The 16,613-nt window shown below is 45.0% G+C and carries 15 protein-coding genes; 6 read left to right on the top strand and 9 right to left on the bottom strand.

Annotated elements, in window-relative coordinates:
* Window positions 1-19: 19 nt before the first annotated feature.
* The 4 genes from F0U83_RS07800 to pdxR form a co-directional block, all read right to left on the bottom strand.
* Complete coding sequence (locus F0U83_RS07800) at window positions 20-1,045, bottom strand: putative 2-aminoethylphosphonate ABC transporter substrate-binding protein (protein WP_138987233.1); 1,026 nt, start codon at window positions 1,043-1,045, stop codon at window positions 20-22.
* 99 nt (window positions 1,046-1,144) lie between these two features.
* On the bottom strand, window positions 1,145-1,855 hold the full coding sequence (locus F0U83_RS07795; protein ID WP_138987232.1) for a UTRA domain-containing protein: 711 nt from the start codon (window positions 1,853-1,855) through the stop codon (window positions 1,145-1,147).
* A gap of 133 nt (window positions 1,856-1,988) precedes the next feature.
* Window positions 1,989-2,612, bottom strand: a complete 624-nt coding sequence (locus F0U83_RS07790; protein ID WP_138987231.1) for a LysE family translocator — start codon at window positions 2,610-2,612, stop codon at window positions 1,989-1,991.
* A 56-nt stretch (window positions 2,613-2,668) separates the two neighbouring features.
* On the bottom strand, window positions 2,669-4,138 hold the full coding sequence (gene pdxR, locus F0U83_RS07785; protein WP_138987230.1) for a MocR-like pyridoxine biosynthesis transcription factor PdxR: 1,470 nt from the start codon (window positions 4,136-4,138) through the stop codon (window positions 2,669-2,671).
* A gap of 99 nt (window positions 4,139-4,237) precedes the next feature.
* Here pdxR and F0U83_RS07780 point away from each other — a divergent pair, with 99 nt between their 5' ends.
* Window positions 4,238-4,828 (top strand): pyridoxamine 5'-phosphate oxidase family protein, encoded by a 591-nt coding sequence (locus tag F0U83_RS07780; protein ID WP_138987229.1) that lies wholly within the window; start codon window positions 4,238-4,240, stop codon window positions 4,826-4,828.
* 35 nt (window positions 4,829-4,863) lie between these two features.
* Here the strand turns inward: F0U83_RS07780 and F0U83_RS16960 are convergent, their stop codons facing one another.
* Complete coding sequence (locus tag F0U83_RS16960; protein WP_170221777.1) at window positions 4,864-5,037, bottom strand: hypothetical protein; 174 nt, start codon at window positions 5,035-5,037, stop codon at window positions 4,864-4,866.
* Between the two features lie 243 nt (window positions 5,038-5,280).
* Here F0U83_RS16960 and F0U83_RS07775 point away from each other — a divergent pair, with 243 nt between their 5' ends.
* Window positions 5,281-6,588, top strand: coding sequence for a sensor domain-containing diguanylate cyclase (locus F0U83_RS07775; RefSeq protein ID WP_138987228.1), 1,308 nt, complete (start codon window positions 5,281-5,283; stop codon window positions 6,586-6,588).
* Here F0U83_RS07775 and F0U83_RS07770 read toward each other — a convergent pair.
* On the bottom strand, window positions 6,579-8,399 hold the full coding sequence (locus F0U83_RS07770) for a PHA/PHB synthase family protein (RefSeq protein WP_246077707.1): 1,821 nt from the start codon (window positions 8,397-8,399) through the stop codon (window positions 6,579-6,581). The two genes, F0U83_RS07775 and F0U83_RS07770, sit on opposite strands and share 10 nt — an antisense overlap.
* 171 nt (window positions 8,400-8,570) lie before the next feature.
* Here F0U83_RS07770 and F0U83_RS07765 point away from each other — a divergent pair, with 171 nt between their 5' ends.
* Entirely contained in the window at window positions 8,571-9,797 is a 1,227-nt protein-coding gene (locus F0U83_RS07765; protein WP_138987227.1) for a TMEM143 family protein, read from the top strand.
* A 4-nt stretch (window positions 9,798-9,801) separates the two neighbouring features.
* Here the strand turns inward: F0U83_RS07765 and F0U83_RS07760 are convergent, their stop codons facing one another.
* Together F0U83_RS07760 and F0U83_RS07755 are read right to left on the bottom strand one after the other, a co-directional pair.
* Window positions 9,802-10,701, bottom strand: a complete 900-nt coding sequence (locus F0U83_RS07760) for an HDOD domain-containing protein (RefSeq protein ID WP_138987226.1) — start codon at window positions 10,699-10,701, stop codon at window positions 9,802-9,804.
* Between the two features lie 64 nt (window positions 10,702-10,765).
* Complete coding sequence (locus tag F0U83_RS07755; RefSeq protein WP_138987225.1) at window positions 10,766-12,223, bottom strand: two-component system sensor histidine kinase NtrB; 1,458 nt, start codon at window positions 12,221-12,223, stop codon at window positions 10,766-10,768.
* 283 nt (window positions 12,224-12,506) lie between these two features.
* On the opposite strand from F0U83_RS07755, the gene F0U83_RS07750 reads away from it, so the two are divergent.
* Entirely contained in the window at window positions 12,507-14,222 is a 1,716-nt protein-coding gene (locus F0U83_RS07750; protein WP_138987224.1) for a proline--tRNA ligase, read from the top strand.
* Window positions 14,223-14,303: 81 nt separating this feature from the next.
* On the opposite strand, the gene F0U83_RS07745 is transcribed toward F0U83_RS07750, so the two are convergent.
* The gene (locus tag F0U83_RS07745) at window positions 14,304-14,690 is read right to left on the bottom strand and encodes a DUF2306 domain-containing protein (RefSeq protein WP_138987223.1); all 387 of its coding nucleotides are present in this window, start codon (window positions 14,688-14,690) and stop codon (window positions 14,304-14,306) included.
* Window positions 14,691-15,087: 397 nt separating this feature from the next.
* Between F0U83_RS07745 and F0U83_RS07740 the strand changes: the two genes are divergently transcribed.
* Both F0U83_RS07740 and F0U83_RS07735 read left to right on the top strand, forming a co-directional pair.
* Window positions 15,088-15,891, top strand: coding sequence for a hypothetical protein (locus tag F0U83_RS07740; RefSeq protein ID WP_138987222.1), 804 nt, complete (start codon window positions 15,088-15,090; stop codon window positions 15,889-15,891).
* 166 nt (window positions 15,892-16,057) lie between these two features.
* Window positions 16,058-16,564 carry a hypothetical protein gene (locus tag F0U83_RS07735; RefSeq protein ID WP_138987221.1) on the top strand — a complete coding sequence of 169 codons (507 nt, stop codon included), beginning with the start codon at window positions 16,058-16,060 and terminating at the stop codon, window positions 16,562-16,564.
* Window positions 16,565-16,613 lie beyond the last annotated feature (49 nt).

The following is a 16,613-nucleotide window of genomic DNA, read 5'->3' as shown; positions in this document are numbered from 1 at the left end:
AGGGGTCCATTTACAACGATTACTTCTTAGGTTCAGATTTACTATCGTAACGACCCTGCCACTCTTTTAAGATCGCTGCACGATTTTTGGCTGCCCACTCAAAATCGTTATCAATCATGAGCGACTCTGGATTCTCTGGGAAATGCTTAACAGGTTGCGCTAGCCCTGGAATTGCAACTACCGCAAAGCCTTTGTTATAAGCACGGTTAGCCTCTTCAGACACAGCGAAGTCCATCAGTTTTTTAGCGGCGACTGTATTTTTAGCCCCTTTAATAATAGCGGCAGCTTCCATATCCCAGCCTATACCCTCAGACGGGAAGATCAGCTCCAGTGGCGCTCCTTTGTTTTTCAGTTTGGCACCACGAAAGGCAAAGGAGATACCAATAGCGGTTTCACCTGATGCAGCCAGTTTGCATGGCTTAGATCCTGAATGGGTATAGCGGGAGATGTTATTATGCAACTTATCCATGTATGCCCATCCCTGATCTTCACCAAACATTTGCAGCCAAGAAGAAACATCAAGGAAGCCAGTACCTGAGGAACTTGGATTAGGCATAATCACATGGCCTTGATACACCGGCTTGGTCAGATCTGCCCACGATGTGGGTTTTGGCAGATTATGCTTTTCAGCTTCAATCGTGTTAAAGCAAATAGACGCCATCCATGCATCCATACCCACCCATGATGGAGTCTCGTCTTTATCGTAGAACTTCGGGGATAGTTTCTCTAAACCCTTAGGACGATATGGTTGGAGCATATCTTCAGCTTTCAGCACCAATAAAGAGGTCGCTGCTAACCCCCATACAGCATCTGCCTGCGGGTTATCTTTCTCTGCTAATAGTTTTGCCGTTACGATACCTGTCGAGTCACGCACCCAGTTGATTTTAATATCAGGGTTTTGTTTATTAAATTCTGCCGCATAGCGTTTTAGATCTTCGGCTTCAAAGGCGGTATACACCGTTAGCTCAGATGCGGCTTGCGCTGAACAGGTTGCAGAGATAGCTAATGCCCATCCTAGTGACTTCATTTTGGTGATTGTTTTCATGGATCATCCTTAGATTCATATCAATATTGGTATAGACCAGATTTATAAAACCTATAGTACGAGCCAAAATTGACAAAACTGTGACAGTTTTAAGAAAGTTTATTGGTCGATCGAAAAATTGAGACTTAACACATCATGCCGCCAGTATTCCAAATCATATTCAAAGACTTGTTGATGCTGGTTTTTAACCGTGCGGCTAATGGTGAGACAATTGAAATTCAAAGGGGCATAGAGCTGCGCAGCCTGATCATCAGACAAGGTACCCACACGAATATCAAAATGGTTGGCAGCATACTCAAAGGCGTAGTGCCCTTTGACGACTTCGCTGACCGAGCGAGATAAGTCGCATTGCAAAATATCGGGCAAAAGTGCCATATTTAAGTAGATGGTTTCTACATAAACAGGTCGGCCGTCTACCCCCCTTATGCGACTCAAGCGGGCAATAGGCGTGCCTTCATCTATACCAAAAATGCTTGCCAGCTCAGCATTGGCAGAGACTTGTTCAAAGCTCAGCTGTTTGCTGAAAGGAACAAAACCCTGCTCGGCCACATAGTCCATATAAAAGCCGGAGCGGCTGGGGTTATAGGAGATCCTCCTTGTATTGACGAACCACCCGCGCCGGTTTGATCGAAAAATCAAACCGTCAGATTCGAGTGTTTTAAGCGCTTCGCGAATCGTTACTCGGGTTGTACCTAACTGCTCGCTCAGCACGCGCTCAGAGGGTAGCTTGTCACCAGAGTCCAATTGACCTAGCTTAATTGCACTTTGCAGGTGGCGAACAACTTGTTTGGCTGTGACATTCTTCTGCAATTTTCACGTAGCTCCTATTAACTGTTAAGCAGCGTTACACTTTGAAAATCCTAGGGTTTCAGTTTACCTCAATAGGATATTTCAGTATTGTGAAAATTATATGACTACTTTTAGGCCAAGCCAGATTACATGATTATCCCAATGCTAACCACACGCCAACACCAACCATTAGCGTTCCTGCGATACGGTTCATCAGGCGTACATTACCACTTTTTTGGAGAAACTTTCTTAAGGTACGCCCACCCATGGCATAACCGAGTAGGCAGGCAAACTCTACAAGTAAAATAATAGACACCAGCCACATGAGTTGCATTGCCAGCGGCGCTTCTGGGTTAATAAAGGGAGGCAACAGCGAGACAAAAAATGCCCAACCTTTGGGGTTTGCGATAGCCGTTACAAAACCTTGTAAGGCTAATTCAAAACGGCTGGCGGATGATTGGCTGTTATCAAGATCGGTAACGGCCATCTTCCCGCGGGATTGCCACATTTGGTATCCCAAGAATATGAGATAGGCACCGCCTACGTACTTAAAGATAGTAAAAATGCTCGGATAATTAAGCATCAGTGCAGCCACACCAATAACAGCGGACACAGCCACAAGCCCCACACCCAGAAGCTCACCCCACATCATCCATAAGGTTCTTCGTACGCCAATCGTCATACCCATCGTCATCGACAGGGTCATGCACATACCAGGGGTAGCGGACACAAAGAAAAAAGTTGGCAAGAACACAGCCAGCAGGGATAGCTCAATCATACTCATGCTCTAACAGTTAAGATTTTAAAGCGGTAATGTATCACCAAGCTGACTTGTTAGTCAGAGATTTGATGAATTATTTCTCTTAATCGAATGATAGCCGAGGGCAACTGCTCTTCGCTGGTGCCGGAAAAGCCAATGACTATCCCCTGCGCTTGCAGATTTTGTTTTCGCGAATAGGAAGAAAGTGCCCGTATACCCAAACCTTGTTGATTAGCACAGGTCGTGATTGCCTGATCATCGCCCCCCTCTGGGAGCATGAAAACCTGATGCATACCACCGTAATGAGGCAAAGAGATCAGTTCTGGCAAATGAGCTGCGACGACCTCCGAAAGCCGCTGCTGACGCGCTTGGTAGCACTTTTTCATACGCCTCAAGTGGCGCGCATAATCTCCTGATTGCATAAAACAGCCAATAGCCGAAGGGACTAAACTGCCTATACCTCCATCGACAAGCGCTCGATAGCGACTGAATATCTCTACTAAGCATTCAGGTAGTACCAAATATCCTACTCTGACACCCGGAAACAGCGTGCGGCTGAATGTACCGGTGTAGATGACTCGCTCACGCTTATCCATTCCTTGTAATGAGGCAATAGGCTGCCCTTTATAAAGAAACTCACTGTCATAATCATCCTCCAGAATCCAGCTATTAGTCTGGTCTGCCCAATTAAGCATAGCCAATCTACGTGCCAAGGAGAGCGTATGCCCTACCGGAAAGCTTCGTGACGGTGTCACAATCATGAGACCTGCGCCCAGTGTATTTAGCCCTCTATCGACTACCATACCCTCATCATCGGTATCCAGAACAACACGTCTGACCCCAGCAGCGGTTAATAAGCCATCAACTCCTTGATAGCCATAATCTTCTACATAAACGTTTTCTTTTGGGCCAACCAAAAGGTCAATCACCATGGAGAGTGCTTGCTGTGAACCACTGGTTATCAAGATCTGTTCAGGCGTCGCCTTTACACCACGTGTCATGCTCAGGTGATCAACCAATTGTTGCCTGAGTATCGCCGGCCCTTGAATATGCTTGTCACTAAGAAACGTCCTCTGGCGCACTGCCCGGTTGAGCGCTGTATGCCAATCGTCTAGTGGAAAGCGCTCAAGTGCTGGTTGCGCCGGTAATAACAGCGTACCCGTGGTATTTATCTGGACGGGTTTATTGACTCTCTCTCCCAACGGAGAAAGTTTGGGCGTTCTTTTATACTGCTGATCTAACGTCATCTCCGCCGTCAGTAAAGGCGGAATAGCAGCGGCGGCAGAGACAAAGCTTCCTGCCCCATGGCGTGTTTCTATGATCCCTTCAGACTGTAATATTTCGTAGGCCATCACTACGGAATTTCGCGCCACACCTAGCTGCTTAGATAAAGCCCTACTGGATGGCAGCTTATACCCCGGCTTTAACTGCCCATTTATGACCGCCTGACGAAAGCTATCAGACACCCACTCATATTGATGCTGATCTTTTTTATGATGGCTAAAGAAAGGCAGCAAACTATCTAAGGCGTCATTGCGTGGCATCAAAGTGGCTCTATCAAAATATTTATTATTGGATCTTAAGTAGAACCAATACTGACGATAATCTACTTAAAAGACAACACCAGATAAAGGGACAGCGAAATGCAGCCTACGGAAAAAACTCGCGTCAAACGGGGCCCTAAAAGAGCCACATATGATACTGAAGCAATCTACGCCATTTTAGATGAGGCATTCATCTGTCATATTGGCGGAACCATTGAGGGCGCACCCGTTGTGCAGCCAAACTTACATTGGCGCATTGGCAATAAGCTTTATATCCACGGTTCAGTAAAAAATGGACTTATTCGTTCCATTTTACAGAGCGGCCAAACCTGTATCACAGTCTCGCTAATGGATGGATTAGTGATGGCTAAATCCGCCTTTCACCATTCCGTGAACTACCGATCAGTGATGGTGTTTGGAAAGCCTGTCATCGTAGAAGACCCATCTAAAAAGATCGCTGTTTTAGACGCTTTACTTGAAAAATGTATGAAAGGAAGGTCAAAGGAAGCCAGAGCAGCCAACGATATCGAGCTAAAGGCCACTACAGTCATCGAAATAGCAATAGATGAGGCCTCAGCTAAAATCCGCACCGGCGGCCCCATTGATGATCCGGAGGATGAAGCACTACCCATCTGGGCTGGCGTTCTACCCTGTGAAACACGATGGGGTGACGCAATCACCTACCCCTAAATTAAAAGAACCTGCGCAATGCAGGTTCTTTGTTATCAGTTAGCGGTAATATCTGGCTGGAAGAGCACTCGGATTGCATCTAGATACCAATGCGATGCACTGAACCACTCTTCAATACTGCGTGATTCAAACACACGCTCGATATAAGTATCAAGCAGCGCTTCTTGTCTTTCCAACCACTCTTGCGGATCACGAATCTTTGAATACATATCTCACCTTTATATTCATTTACTGCCAGAAGCAGCCCTATCCTTACCCTAAGATAGGTATCTAAAAAAGATTCATCTCTCCCCTGAACCTAATACTTGAGTAGTTTACATAGGTTTATTGTGCACCGCAACATTTTTTACTATAGTATTAATCCAAAAGTATAACCCATGAATAATAAGGGTATTGCCCAACTCTTCTGCTACACTTAAAAGCCGTAGCCAACTTTTATATGCATATAACCAATGCCTGATACCACTCCTGTAATGTCGCCAGAAGCGCTGTGTGAGTTTTACCTTAACCTCAGTGATGCAATCTATGTCATTGATCCTGTCAGCTCAAAAATTCTCGATGCTAACAAGGCGGCCTGTGAGGATTTAGGAATGACAAGGGGGGAGCTTCTGAATCAAAGTGTCCTCTCTCTCAATGTCGATGTCGTTGGAGAAGCACAGTGGGGCGAAATTGCGGGCGTTATTCGCCAAGCAGGAAGTTTTTTATTCGTAGGACGCCATAAACGAAAAGATGGTAGTGACTTTCCTGTTGAAGTGCGTACAGATCATATCTGCTTCGAGGGTAAGGAGTTTTTTGTTTCTGTAGCACGCGACGTTACGCCAAGATCGCTTCAGCATGATGAACTAAAAAGCAATGACTTTATAAGGGCTTTTGCGCTGAATGAAGCCAGCGATGGCTTGTGGGATTGGGATATTGCCAACGGCACTCTGTTTCTTAGTCCACAGTGGTATCGCATGATGGGGTATGGCCCTCACGAAATTACTGATCCCACACTCGAACTTTGGAAAAGCGCTATACATCCCGATGATGCCGACAGGGTAATGGGGCTAATCGATCTCCACCTCAAGGGGAAAAGCTCCCGATTTGAGGCAAAGTATCGACTTAAAAATCGCAATGATCATTATATTTGGGTACATGATCGTGGATTTGTTGTACAACGGGATAACCAGAATAATCCTGCGAGAATGATTGGTCTGGTACTAGATATAACTCAATCACAAGTGCTCGCCGAAAGGCTGGTAAAGCACTCACAAGAGGATGACTTAACAGGGTTATATAATCGAAGAACGGGTTATGAGCTCTTTGAGCAGCACCTCAAAATTTGCCAGCATGAAGGCGCCGAACTTCAGGTCGCCATGCTGGATCTGGATCACTTTAAGCTAATCAATGATAACTATGGCCACTCAAATGGCGATAAAGCGATCAAGCACTTTGCTCACTGCGTACGCCAGATGATTCGTAAAAGTGACATGTTATTTCGTTGGGGAGGCGAAGAGTTCCTGCTGTTATGCCCCGATATGAGTCAACAATCCATGTGCAACTTTGTGGCTCGCATACTGGAAAATCTGACTCTTCATCCTTTCGTAACGGACGACGGCATCCAACTTCACATCAGTGCAAGTGCAGGTGTCAGCAGTTACCCAGAGCATGGCTCTACGATTACCGACTTAGTCCGCATAGCGGATGCCGCCATGTATGAGGCCAAGGTACAAGGCCGTAACCGTTTGTACCTTGGCACAAGAGCTAAACATCAAACTTGATGGACATAAGTCCCAGGTGCATCACATAGCGGTTTGTATTTAGCCTGCTTACCCGGCTCCCTTGCATCAACCTCACCAGATGAGTTTGCTACTAACCACTGGTGCCATTCTGTCCACCATGAACCTTCTTTAATTGGCGTATTCACCAACCAGTTATCAGGATCGATGTAGCGCTCCTGATCTTTTTTCGCACTGATTCGGTAATGGCGATGTTTATGACCCGGCTCGCTGACAATGCCTGCATTGTGGCCGCCACTGGTCAGTACAAAGGTTATCTCTTCACTATCGGCAATAAGGTGTAACTTATACACCGAGTGCCACGGTGCCACATGATCTTGTTCAGTCCCCACCGAGAAGATGGGCACATGTATATCACTAATGGCTATAGGCTTATCATTAACCAGATAACGGCCTGATGCTAACTCATTGTTAAGAAACATACTTCTGAGATAGTGGGAATGCATCTTATAAGGCATACGTGTCAGATCACTGTTCCATGCCATGAGATCATTCATATGATCCTTTTCACCTAACAAATAGTGGTGAACCATTCTTGACCAAATAAGGTCATTGGAGCGAAGAATCTGGAAAGCTCCTGCCATTTGGGAACCATCAAGAACCCCTTGATCCCACATCATTTTTTCAAGATAAGATATCTGGCTCTCATCGGTAAATAGCATCAACTCCCCTGCCTCACTAAAATCCACTTGCGCGGCAAAATGGGTCATCGTTTTAAGTCGGTCATCCCCTTCCCTAGCCATAGTTGCCGCCGTAATTGATAGCAAAGTGCCACCTAAACAATAACCCGCTGTATGGATTTTCTGTTTAGGGCAAATATCACTTATGGCATCGATTGCGGCCATGACGCCCAGTTGACGATAATCATCCATATCCAAACCTCGATCTTTGGGTGTTGGATTCAACCAAGAGATCATAAAAACGGTGTGGCCGTTGTCTACAAGATACTTCACCATCGAATTATGCGGCGATAGATCTAAAATATAGTATTTCATAATCCATGCAGGCACTATCAAGATGGGTTCCGCTTGCACGGTCTCTGTTGTAGGTGAGTATTGGATCAACTCCATCAGATGATTGCGGTAAACCACTTTACCGGGTGTGATGGCAACCTGTTTGCCCGGAATAAAGTTTTCTACGCCAACCGGTGGTTTATCCGACAACTGGCGCTGCATATCTTCTAAAAAGTTCTGAAATCCATTGATCAGGTTTGCGCCGCCTTGGTCGGCAGTCGTCTGTAACACTTCAGGATTGAGCCAAGGGATATTACTCGGTGAATAGTGATCCAACATCTGCCTAGCAATAAAGGAAAGGCCGTTCTCCTCAGCTTTTGATAAGCCATCAATATCCGTGGTTGCGTTATGCCACCACTGCTGGGTGAGCAGGAAGTTTTGATAGATTTGGCTGAAGGGCCATTGCTGCCAACCCGGATGAGAAAAACGTCGATCCTGAGGTAAAGGCTCAATACAAGTACCCTCCTCACCCGGAGACGCGGACGCCAGCATATGACAGAACGATTTATAGCTTTTGCGTAGTGCTTTTTCATTCAACCGGACTTGCTTACCCGGAGACATCGAAAGGTGTGCTGCCCATGTGCAGTACAAACTAACAAGCCCTGCGGGTGAGATACCTCCCGTCATACGCGCCATACCCGCTTTAAACACATTATCCAGCGCGGTTACAGAAAATAAACCCGTATCGGGGAAGCTTTGCTGCATAGCAGCGCGGATCTTATCCGCATCATAAGCGAGGCTAGCCTCTTCTGCTTTCTTCTGCTGCGTCTTATTTACCATGTTCGCCTCTTAATTAATCCCTTTACTCTATCTAGTTATTATGACCCTACTCAGACCTTACCTCGTTGATAAGGGTCATCATCCCATCAAAATAAGCACTTATTAACCCTTATGCTTTGCCTGCGCTACTGTTAGAATTGCCGCCCTTTAAAATGCAAGAACAACGGTTATATGTCATCGCAAAAAATTGAACCTCTTCGCTTTATCCCCTTTCGCAAGTCCGACGTTGTTGAGATGTGTCTGGCAAAGGGAGGGCTGGATAAAGCGCAACGACAGCAGTTTAGAGCGCTTTACCGCCTCATTGAACGGCATTTTCATCTTGAGTTTCATGAGCGCGTTGAGTCGCTAAAAGATAGCTTTGCTCATATAAATCCCGATGCAGATACACTAAAGGTAGACTTACCCTCGACTTTACCCATCGATTGTGAACCTTTTGCTACTCAGCTTTCATCGCTGTTGGAAAAAGCGAATTTTGAACGTATAGACGAACAAACCTTGCAGCTGGCACTCAGCCGCGACTCATTATTTAAAGTACGTTTAGCCGTTGATATGCACGACTTCGCCGATGTTCTGCTTTACGCCAGAGGAAAACAGGAACGGGAAGAAACACTCTCCACCCTATTTGGTTTACGTAAGCAAACGATCCGCTTTATTAACTATGAGCGCGTCGCGATCTATATTCGACTGAATGAGCATTTAGACATAGACCGACAAAAACAATTCAACCTGCAACCCGGTGGTATCGTCCTTAAACTCTTCAAAAACGTACCCGAAGCCGATTTAGAGATGCTGTTTCCAAATACGGAAATCCGCATGCGCCTTATTGATAAAGTCCTCATCGGTGTACCGGCGGCTATCAGCGGCGGCATTGTTATCTCCACGAAATTAGGAGGAACATTACTGCTCTTAGCCTCGCTTTTCGGCTTTTGGCTTGGGCTGCACAACCAACCCGTAGAGCTGGATAAAGCGGCGCTTATTGCACTATTTGCAGGTTTTGGGGCATTAGGTAGCTATCTTTGGAAGCAGTTCAATACGTTCAAGAACAGAAAACTAAAATTCGTACAAAGCCTGACACAAAACCTCTATTTCAAAAACCTAGATAACAACGCAGGGGTATTCCACCGGTTGATTGATGATGCCGAGGAAGAGGAGTGCAAAGAGGCGATTCTTGCTTATTATTTCTTGCTCACATCAGAGAGAAAACTGACAAAGCCTGAGTTAGACGGCTTAATCGAGCAATGGTTTAAAGAGAAGTGGCGCTGCACTATCAATTTTGAGATTGAAGATGCACTACACAAACTTAAAAAGCTTGGCTTAGTGCAGGAAAATCATGACGGCTATCTAACAGCAACAGCACTAGAACAAGCAGAGAGCCAAGTAAGAAGTAGCGGTTTGTAATGCTTCAAACCGCACAGATAGATTCCAGTAAGTGCTGAGAGTTTTTCATCAATGAAGGCAACGCATCTGACAATGTCGCCACAGGAAAATTAACGCCCGCAAATTCAGGCCGAATACAATGCGAGACTATATTTTCCTGTAACTCTTTATCTGACCACTTTATCCAACTGGGGTTTTTCTCTATTAAGATACTCAAGCAGTCGGAAAACTGAATAATGATGACGAGTTCTTGAAGTAACATCGCAATATTACTTCCCCACACTTTGTGATTATGATGATACCGAATGGCATTGCATAATAATTCAGGGAGCTTCAGCTTTTTCGCCGCCAAATATCCGACTTCTGCATGACTAAAGCCCAAGGATTCACTTTCTGAGCCATAAAGCTCATCAGGGTCCGACCACCCTTGCTCTTCGATCTCTTTGAACGAGTCAGGAATAATGCTAAACATCGTGAAGCGGCCAATATCATGCATCAGCCCAGCGATATAAGCGGTTTCTGGATCCAGCTCAAAATCAGACATTAATCGGCAAACAAAAGAGCTGATCACCGCCACCTCAATAGAGTGCTGCCAGAGTATTTTAAATTCGTCGCTGTTTGGTACAAACACTTTTGCAATAGATTTAGCAGTAAGCAGATTGACGATGCGATGAGCCCCCACACGCGTGAGCGCTACTTTAATATCGGTTATATGCTTGTTAGGTGCAGAGCCTGCAGAGTTAGCATAACCGATAATAAAACTTGCCAAAGGAGGGTCTGCACGTGAAAGTTCTAGGACTTTTTCGTAGTATTTTTCATCGTTCTTATCGTGGCGCATCAACTCAAAAAGCACTGCTGGAAGCAGAGGTAACCGCTCTATATGTTGATTAATCCGCTGCAACTCAGCTTTCGAATCTTGCCGCATCTACGTATCCTTTCACATCTACTCTAATGAGTGTAGCACAGAAGATACAGTTAGCCTTTAGACCTTACTCTATGGGCAACTGCATATGAAAAGTAGAGCCGATACGCAGGTCAGAAGTTACCGCCATATGCCCTTGATGCTGCTCGGTAATGATGTAGTAGGAGAACGAGAGTCGCTGCCCTGCATCAAAATCCTGCTCAGGTGAGCGCTGGCTAAAGAAAGGTTCAAACAGATACATCTGCTCCTCGTTGGTAAGACCCGTGCCGTTGTGTTGTATTTTAACCCAAAGGCTGTCGTAGCACTCCGCTAACAGCAATTTGATCACCGGCTTATAATCAGCATCCTGTTGTTTGCGCGCCTCAATCGCCTGCACACAATGGCGAAACAAACTGATAAAGACTTGCTGCAACTCGGTCACGTAGCACGGAACCAAAGGAAGATCGTTGCCAAAGTGGCGCTCTATATGGATATCACTAAATGCCAAGGTTGGAGAGGCAACCACATCATTCGCAATACGAATTGCATTCTCCATAATATCGACAGCGTTTACCCACTGCTTTTCCTGTTTACGGCTTCTCGCAAACGCCAATAGGTTACTGATAATAGAGGAAACCTGATCCCCTTTTTCAGACATATCCTCTAAGATCGTCTGTAAACCACGCGCCTGCTCTGCCTGACCATTAGTATAGGTTGCAGAGCTTTCAGCAAGAATACGCTGGAAGCTCTTAAGATCTAGAAGAATGGTTTGTAAAGGGGCATTGATATCATGAGCCATGGTCGAGGCCAGCTCACCCATAAATGACATTTTGTCATTATGAATAAGCATATTCTCCGCGGCTGTTTGCTTGGTGACATCATCCACCAGAATCACAACGCCGGGTTCTGCCTGCTCTTTGAGTGGATAGATGGTGATGTCGTAATGGGACACGCTGCGTAAGCTCTGCTTTAGATGGATCGTATTTTGGTTTTCTATCGCATCTTTAATCTGTTCTGGCGAAACAGTCACCGTTGGATACGCTTCCCATAACGTACGCCCCAAAGCCTGATCAGCAGGAATGCCAGATACCTCTTCGACTCGCTTATTCCATTGTGTTACCCGACCCTCTTTATCTAAACCAACCAACATCATCGGCATCGATGTCAGAATATCCCGGATGTAGGCTTCTGAGGACTTTAGGCGTTCTGACGTTTGCACATGTCTGCGCACTTCCTCTTCTAAGGAGGTATTACTCTGGGTGAGCAAACGGTTAGACTCATCCAATGTCGCCGTGCGTTCTTTTACCCGCGCTTCTAATTCGCGACGAATCTTATCCAACTCTCGATTGGCCTTGTGTGCCCGTCTTCTTGCTACAAACAAACTGACCACCACAATCGACAGCAAGATAATCAGGGTTCCACTGGTCCAGTTTGCCAAGATCTGCCAGTTGGTCTTTCCATTTTCATCTTTAAAGATAGAGGTAATCCCAGCGTACGCCCATAGGGGGGATAGCATCATAATAAACGCGGTAAAGTACTTATACATACCTAAAGAGACTCAACAAAATATGATTAACAAACAAGATCTTAAACGTAACCGATAGGACATAGATGATGATCGGCACTAAGGTAAGAGCTTACTCTTTTCCCTTCGAGCTTCATAGATGAAAATCATGACAATAGCCGCTTTTCAGTTGTTATAAAGTGACAGTTTTAGAAAGCGACATGAATAAATCGTTCACTTATCTAGGTATCTCACTTGTTCAGCGCAGAGCATATCCCTAGAATAAGGCGGTTTTTAAGCGAACTTTGTAAAGGTTTATATCGCCATGCGCGCAAGTCAATTTCTTATCGCTACCCAAAAAGAGACTCCTTCCGATGCAGAAGTCATCAGCCATCAGTTGATGCTTCGCGCCGGAATGATTCGCAAAGAAGCTTCAGGCCTCTACTCGTGGTTACCTATGGGCTTGCGCACTTTGCGTAAAGTTGAACGTATCGTCCGTGAAGAGATGGACAAGGCCGGAGCACAAGAAGTACTCATGCCTGCGATCCAGCCAGCTGAATTATGGCAAGAATCGGGACGTTGGGAGCAATATGGCCCTGAACTGTTACGCCTGCATGATCGGCATAATCGTCCTTTCTGCGTGGGGCCAACCCATGAAGAGGTCATCACCGACTTAGTTCGCCGTGAAATTAAAAGCTACAAACAGCTACCGACCAATTTTTACCAGATTCAAACGAAATTCCGAGATGAAATTCGCCCTCGTTTTGGCGTAATGCGCTCTCGTGAATTCATCATGAAAGATGCCTACTCGTTCCACATCAATCGAGACTCCTTGGTAGAAACCTATCAAGTGATGCATCAGGCCTACACCAACATCTTTACCCGACTCGGTTTAGATTTCCGCCCAGTGATCGCCGATAACGGCTCGATTGGTGGCTCCGGCTCCCATGAATTCCATGTACTAGCTGAATCCGGTGAAGACGATATCGCATTCTCAAACAGCAGTGACTACGCAGCCAATGTTGAGATGGCTGAAGCCTTAGCACCGGCTGGTGAGCGCCCTGCCCCAACCGCTGAGATGACACTGGTTGATACACCCAACGCTAAAACGATTGATGAACTGGTATCCCAGTTTGGTTTAGCGATTGAGAAAACCGTTAAAACACTGATCGTTGCTGCATCTGAAGCTTGCGAAGCTGACTTTGTCGCACTACTTGTGCGTGGCGATCATGAACTGAACGAGATCAAAGCCGAAAAACTAGCCGAAGTTGCCGAACCATTCCGCTTTGCGACAGAAGAAGAGATTCGCGGCATCCTAGGTGCAGGCCCAGGCTCGTTAGGCCCGGTTAACCTACCTATCCCCTGCATCATTGATCGCAGTGTCGAGAAGATGTCAGACTTCGGCGCTGGTGCAAACATTGATGACAAACACTATTTTGGCATCAACTGGGAACGTGACCTACCAACCCCTAAAGTAGCGGATATCCGTAACGTGGTTGAGGGTGACCCAAGCCCATGCGGACAAGGCACCTTGCAGATTAAGCGAGGAATCGAAGTCGGCCACATCTTCCAGTTAGGCACCAAGTACTCTGATGCAATGAATGCAACCGTACTGGATGAAAACGGCAAAGCGGTACTGATGGAGATGGGCTGTTACGGAATTGGTGTTACCCGCGTGGTGGCCGCCTCTATCGAGCAAAACCACGATGAGAATGGCATCATCTGGCCAGCATCATTAGCGCCTTTCCAAGTAGCGCTGGTAACGCTGAATTACGATAAGTCAGAAGAAGTACGCCAAGTATCGGATCAGCTCTATGCCGACCTGCAAGCAGCGGGTATCGATGTATTGCTAGATGACCGTAAAGAACGCCCTGGCGTCAAGTTTGCCGATATGGAACTGATGGGCCTACCCCACAGACTGGTTATTTCGGATCGGGGCATTCAAGCTGGCACCTTCGAATATAAAGGCCGCCGCGACACCGATAAACAAGACGTACCAGCCGAAGGTATTGTCGACTTTATCAAAGCCCAGATTGGCTAATCCCTATTGAATTAGCGGCTCTAACCCAAAAGGCTGATGCTAAAGCATCGGCCTTTTTCACAACAGCACAGCATTAATCGGTTATGCAATCAGCCATGTATGCAAAAGCCTACCGGGTGTAAAGGCAAACGCTCCAGCGACTAACAAGCCACCCACATAAACACCAATCATATTACCTCTATGCCGTTTTAGATTCCCATTCCTAGCACTTATATACGCAACGGGTACTTCATATAAAACCAGCACGCTAAATAAATGAATAAACCCGAAATGCCCCAACAATGAAGGCCCAACCATCGCCGGCATAAAAAGCGTAATCACCGCAGTGACCAGCATCAAAACCATATAAAACTTGCCAAGTAATCGATGGCTCGGCGTGCCTTTTCTGTTTACCAGTAGAAAAGTCCCGATGAAGAATGCCGGCACAACGGTAGCAAGATGTAAGTAAGCCAATTGAAGATATGTCATTAAAAAGTCACCGATTAGCCACGATAAGCAATGCCGCCAAGGTTACACCGCCCCACGCCTGAGCGCTATCTCACAAACATTAAACCAACCTTGTTGGTTGATACCGTCTACTTTACAAAGGACAAAAGTCTTGCGCACTATGTCTAACCCCAATGCACACTTTTATGCTGGACAACCCCTACAACTCCACTACAATCAGACGGATAGAATCAAGCTCAAGGAAGATAACGCGCACACGCAAAAATGATATGGCGCGTGCGTATTTACAGGGAAGCCACCTGATCACTCCTTCCAAAAAGCTTATTACAAATAATATATTAGAGCGGTTTCTGACCTTTAAGTAAAGAATGATATCGCGCACGCTGATGAATAAAATGTTATAAGCAAAAGGGAAATTATGAGTAAAGTTCTTGTTCCTCTATTATCGATCATCTTGTTTCAAAGTATATTATTTTTACTTTCAGGTGTGTCATCAGTATTCAAAGATGTGAGTAGCGGGTTTACACTATTTATCGACACAGCCTCTAAAGGTGCAACAGTTGCAGTATTTATTTGGGCTGTATTTTTATTTCTTGAGCAAAGGAAAGATAAAAAAGAAGATGTAAGTCTTCAACGTTTGAAAGAACTTAGTTTTCGTCTTATTGATTTTGTAGGGAACGCTAATTTTTTATTGAATAAAAATTCTGCGAACATACTCATCACATATCTATCTGCTTTGAAATCGGAAGCAGAAAATAAAGGCTCAACAACAGCTCATTTGAAAGAGTACAAATTAGCTTTAGATATAGTCTATGAATCGTTAAAATCAACAAGTCTAGTCGATATTATTGGAGTGGAGAGTCCTGAAAGTTACCATGATATAATTGATACGTTAACTAGCTATTATTCTAATAATGAGAAGCTCATTAAAATTGATGTAGATCTTATTCAACGAATAGAGAATGGTTCTATTAATAACACTAACTTTACTATTAATGTACCATCGCACGGTTTACGTTTATCGCAAATAGAAAAAATTATGAGTTATCTACTTGAGGTAAAAGAAGATGATATCAAAAAAGAGCTTGAACGTAAGCCAAACTCAACCATAGATCGTCATCACCACTTTCCAACACTGTATGCATTTTATTATTTCTACACTGTAGGTATTTTGCATGTATCTAAAAATAAAGATTTCAGTTTTTCAACTGGTGGTCTTTGAATGGCATGTGAGCGCTAATTTGCTTATAACAAATGCATCAACACGATTTGCTACATTCGGCGTTGTAGGTTTGCCTTTAGTTTCAGTGATTAAGGCGTTTAAATTCAGCTAGGTCTGCATAGTAGCAAACGTGTTATGCAGGCGTTAGCAGACAAGAGATTAGAAAATGATTATCCGTAACGGCTTAAGTACTTTTCTACTATTGGTTTTCTCAACTCTTTCTTTTGGCGGGGGAAAAGATGTCCAGTTACTGTATCTAGGAAATGGTGAGAGCGTTCGTATAAAGGAAATATCAGTAAGAGATGTCATTCTTCCAGAGGAATTTCAGCGCTATCTACTAGAGTCCCCAAAAAGAAATGGAGTAATGGTGGAAGCTAATATAGCCAAAGAGAATAAGCAGGAAAGCGGATTCGACAAAATCCTGATCCTGAGTTTCTACACTAATCAACATCCTTCCGAAAAGTCGAGAATTGATAATGAAGTTAATTTAGTCCTTCCACATGCGGTAGACTTGGCAGATGGTAAACAGATTAAGTTGATTAGCGTCAGACCAGTAATTCGATCCATTCAATATATCGAAGGAGCGGATGAAAATACTCTAGATATGGAAAAACGCCTGTTTTTCTACAAAGCATCTGATGGAAGCTGGCTTCCTGATGATGTTAACCAATAAAAAAGCAGCTAATCGGGTAGCCGAGGGTCTCTAACCCTCAGCCCCCACA

The organism is Neptunomonas concharum (assembly GCF_008630635.1).
Classification (GTDB): domain Bacteria; phylum Pseudomonadota; class Gammaproteobacteria; order Pseudomonadales; family Balneatricaceae; genus Neptunomonas; species Neptunomonas concharum.
The sequence above is the reverse complement of the archived record's forward strand: the minus strand, read 5'-3'. Positions and strand labels throughout refer to the sequence as shown.

What these genes read in the sequence shown, in the direction of transcription:
- F0U83_RS07800 (WP_138987233.1), bottom strand. Translation starts at nt 1,045, where the DNA reads ATGAAAACAATCACCAAAATGAAGTCACTAGGATGGGCATTAGCTATC.
- F0U83_RS07790 (WP_138987231.1), bottom strand. Translation starts at nt 2,612, where the DNA reads ATGATTGAGCTATCCCTGCTGGCTGTGTTCTTGCCAACTTTTTTCTTT.
- pdxR (WP_138987230.1), bottom strand. Translation starts at nt 4,138, where the DNA reads ATGCCACGCAATGACGCCTTAGATAGTTTGCTGCCTTTCTTTAGCCAT.
- F0U83_RS07780 (WP_138987229.1), top strand. Translation starts at nt 4,238, where the DNA reads ATGCAGCCTACGGAAAAAACTCGCGTCAAACGGGGCCCTAAAAGAGCC.
- F0U83_RS16960 (WP_170221777.1), bottom strand. Translation starts at nt 5,037, where the DNA reads ATGTATTCAAAGATTCGTGATCCGCAAGAGTGGTTGGAAAGACAAGAA.
- F0U83_RS07775 (WP_138987228.1), top strand. Translation starts at nt 5,281, where the DNA reads ATGCCTGATACCACTCCTGTAATGTCGCCAGAAGCGCTGTGTGAGTTT.
- F0U83_RS07770 (WP_246077707.1), bottom strand. Translation starts at nt 8,399, where the DNA reads ATGGTAAATAAGACGCAGCAGAAGAAAGCAGAAGAGGCTAGCCTCGCT.
- F0U83_RS07765 (WP_138987227.1), top strand. Translation starts at nt 8,571, where the DNA reads ATGTCATCGCAAAAAATTGAACCTCTTCGCTTTATCCCCTTTCGCAAG.
- F0U83_RS07760 (WP_138987226.1), bottom strand. Translation starts at nt 10,701, where the DNA reads ATGCGGCAAGATTCGAAAGCTGAGTTGCAGCGGATTAATCAACATATA.
- F0U83_RS07755 (WP_138987225.1), bottom strand. Translation starts at nt 12,223, where the DNA reads ATGTATAAGTACTTTACCGCGTTTATTATGATGCTATCCCCCCTATGG.
- F0U83_RS07750 (WP_138987224.1), top strand. Translation starts at nt 12,507, where the DNA reads ATGCGCGCAAGTCAATTTCTTATCGCTACCCAAAAAGAGACTCCTTCC.
- F0U83_RS07745 (WP_138987223.1), bottom strand. Translation starts at nt 14,690, where the DNA reads ATGACATATCTTCAATTGGCTTACTTACATCTTGCTACCGTTGTGCCG.
- F0U83_RS07740 (WP_138987222.1), top strand. Translation starts at nt 15,088, where the DNA reads ATGAGTAAAGTTCTTGTTCCTCTATTATCGATCATCTTGTTTCAAAGT.
- F0U83_RS07735 (WP_138987221.1), top strand. Translation starts at nt 16,058, where the DNA reads ATGATTATCCGTAACGGCTTAAGTACTTTTCTACTATTGGTTTTCTCA.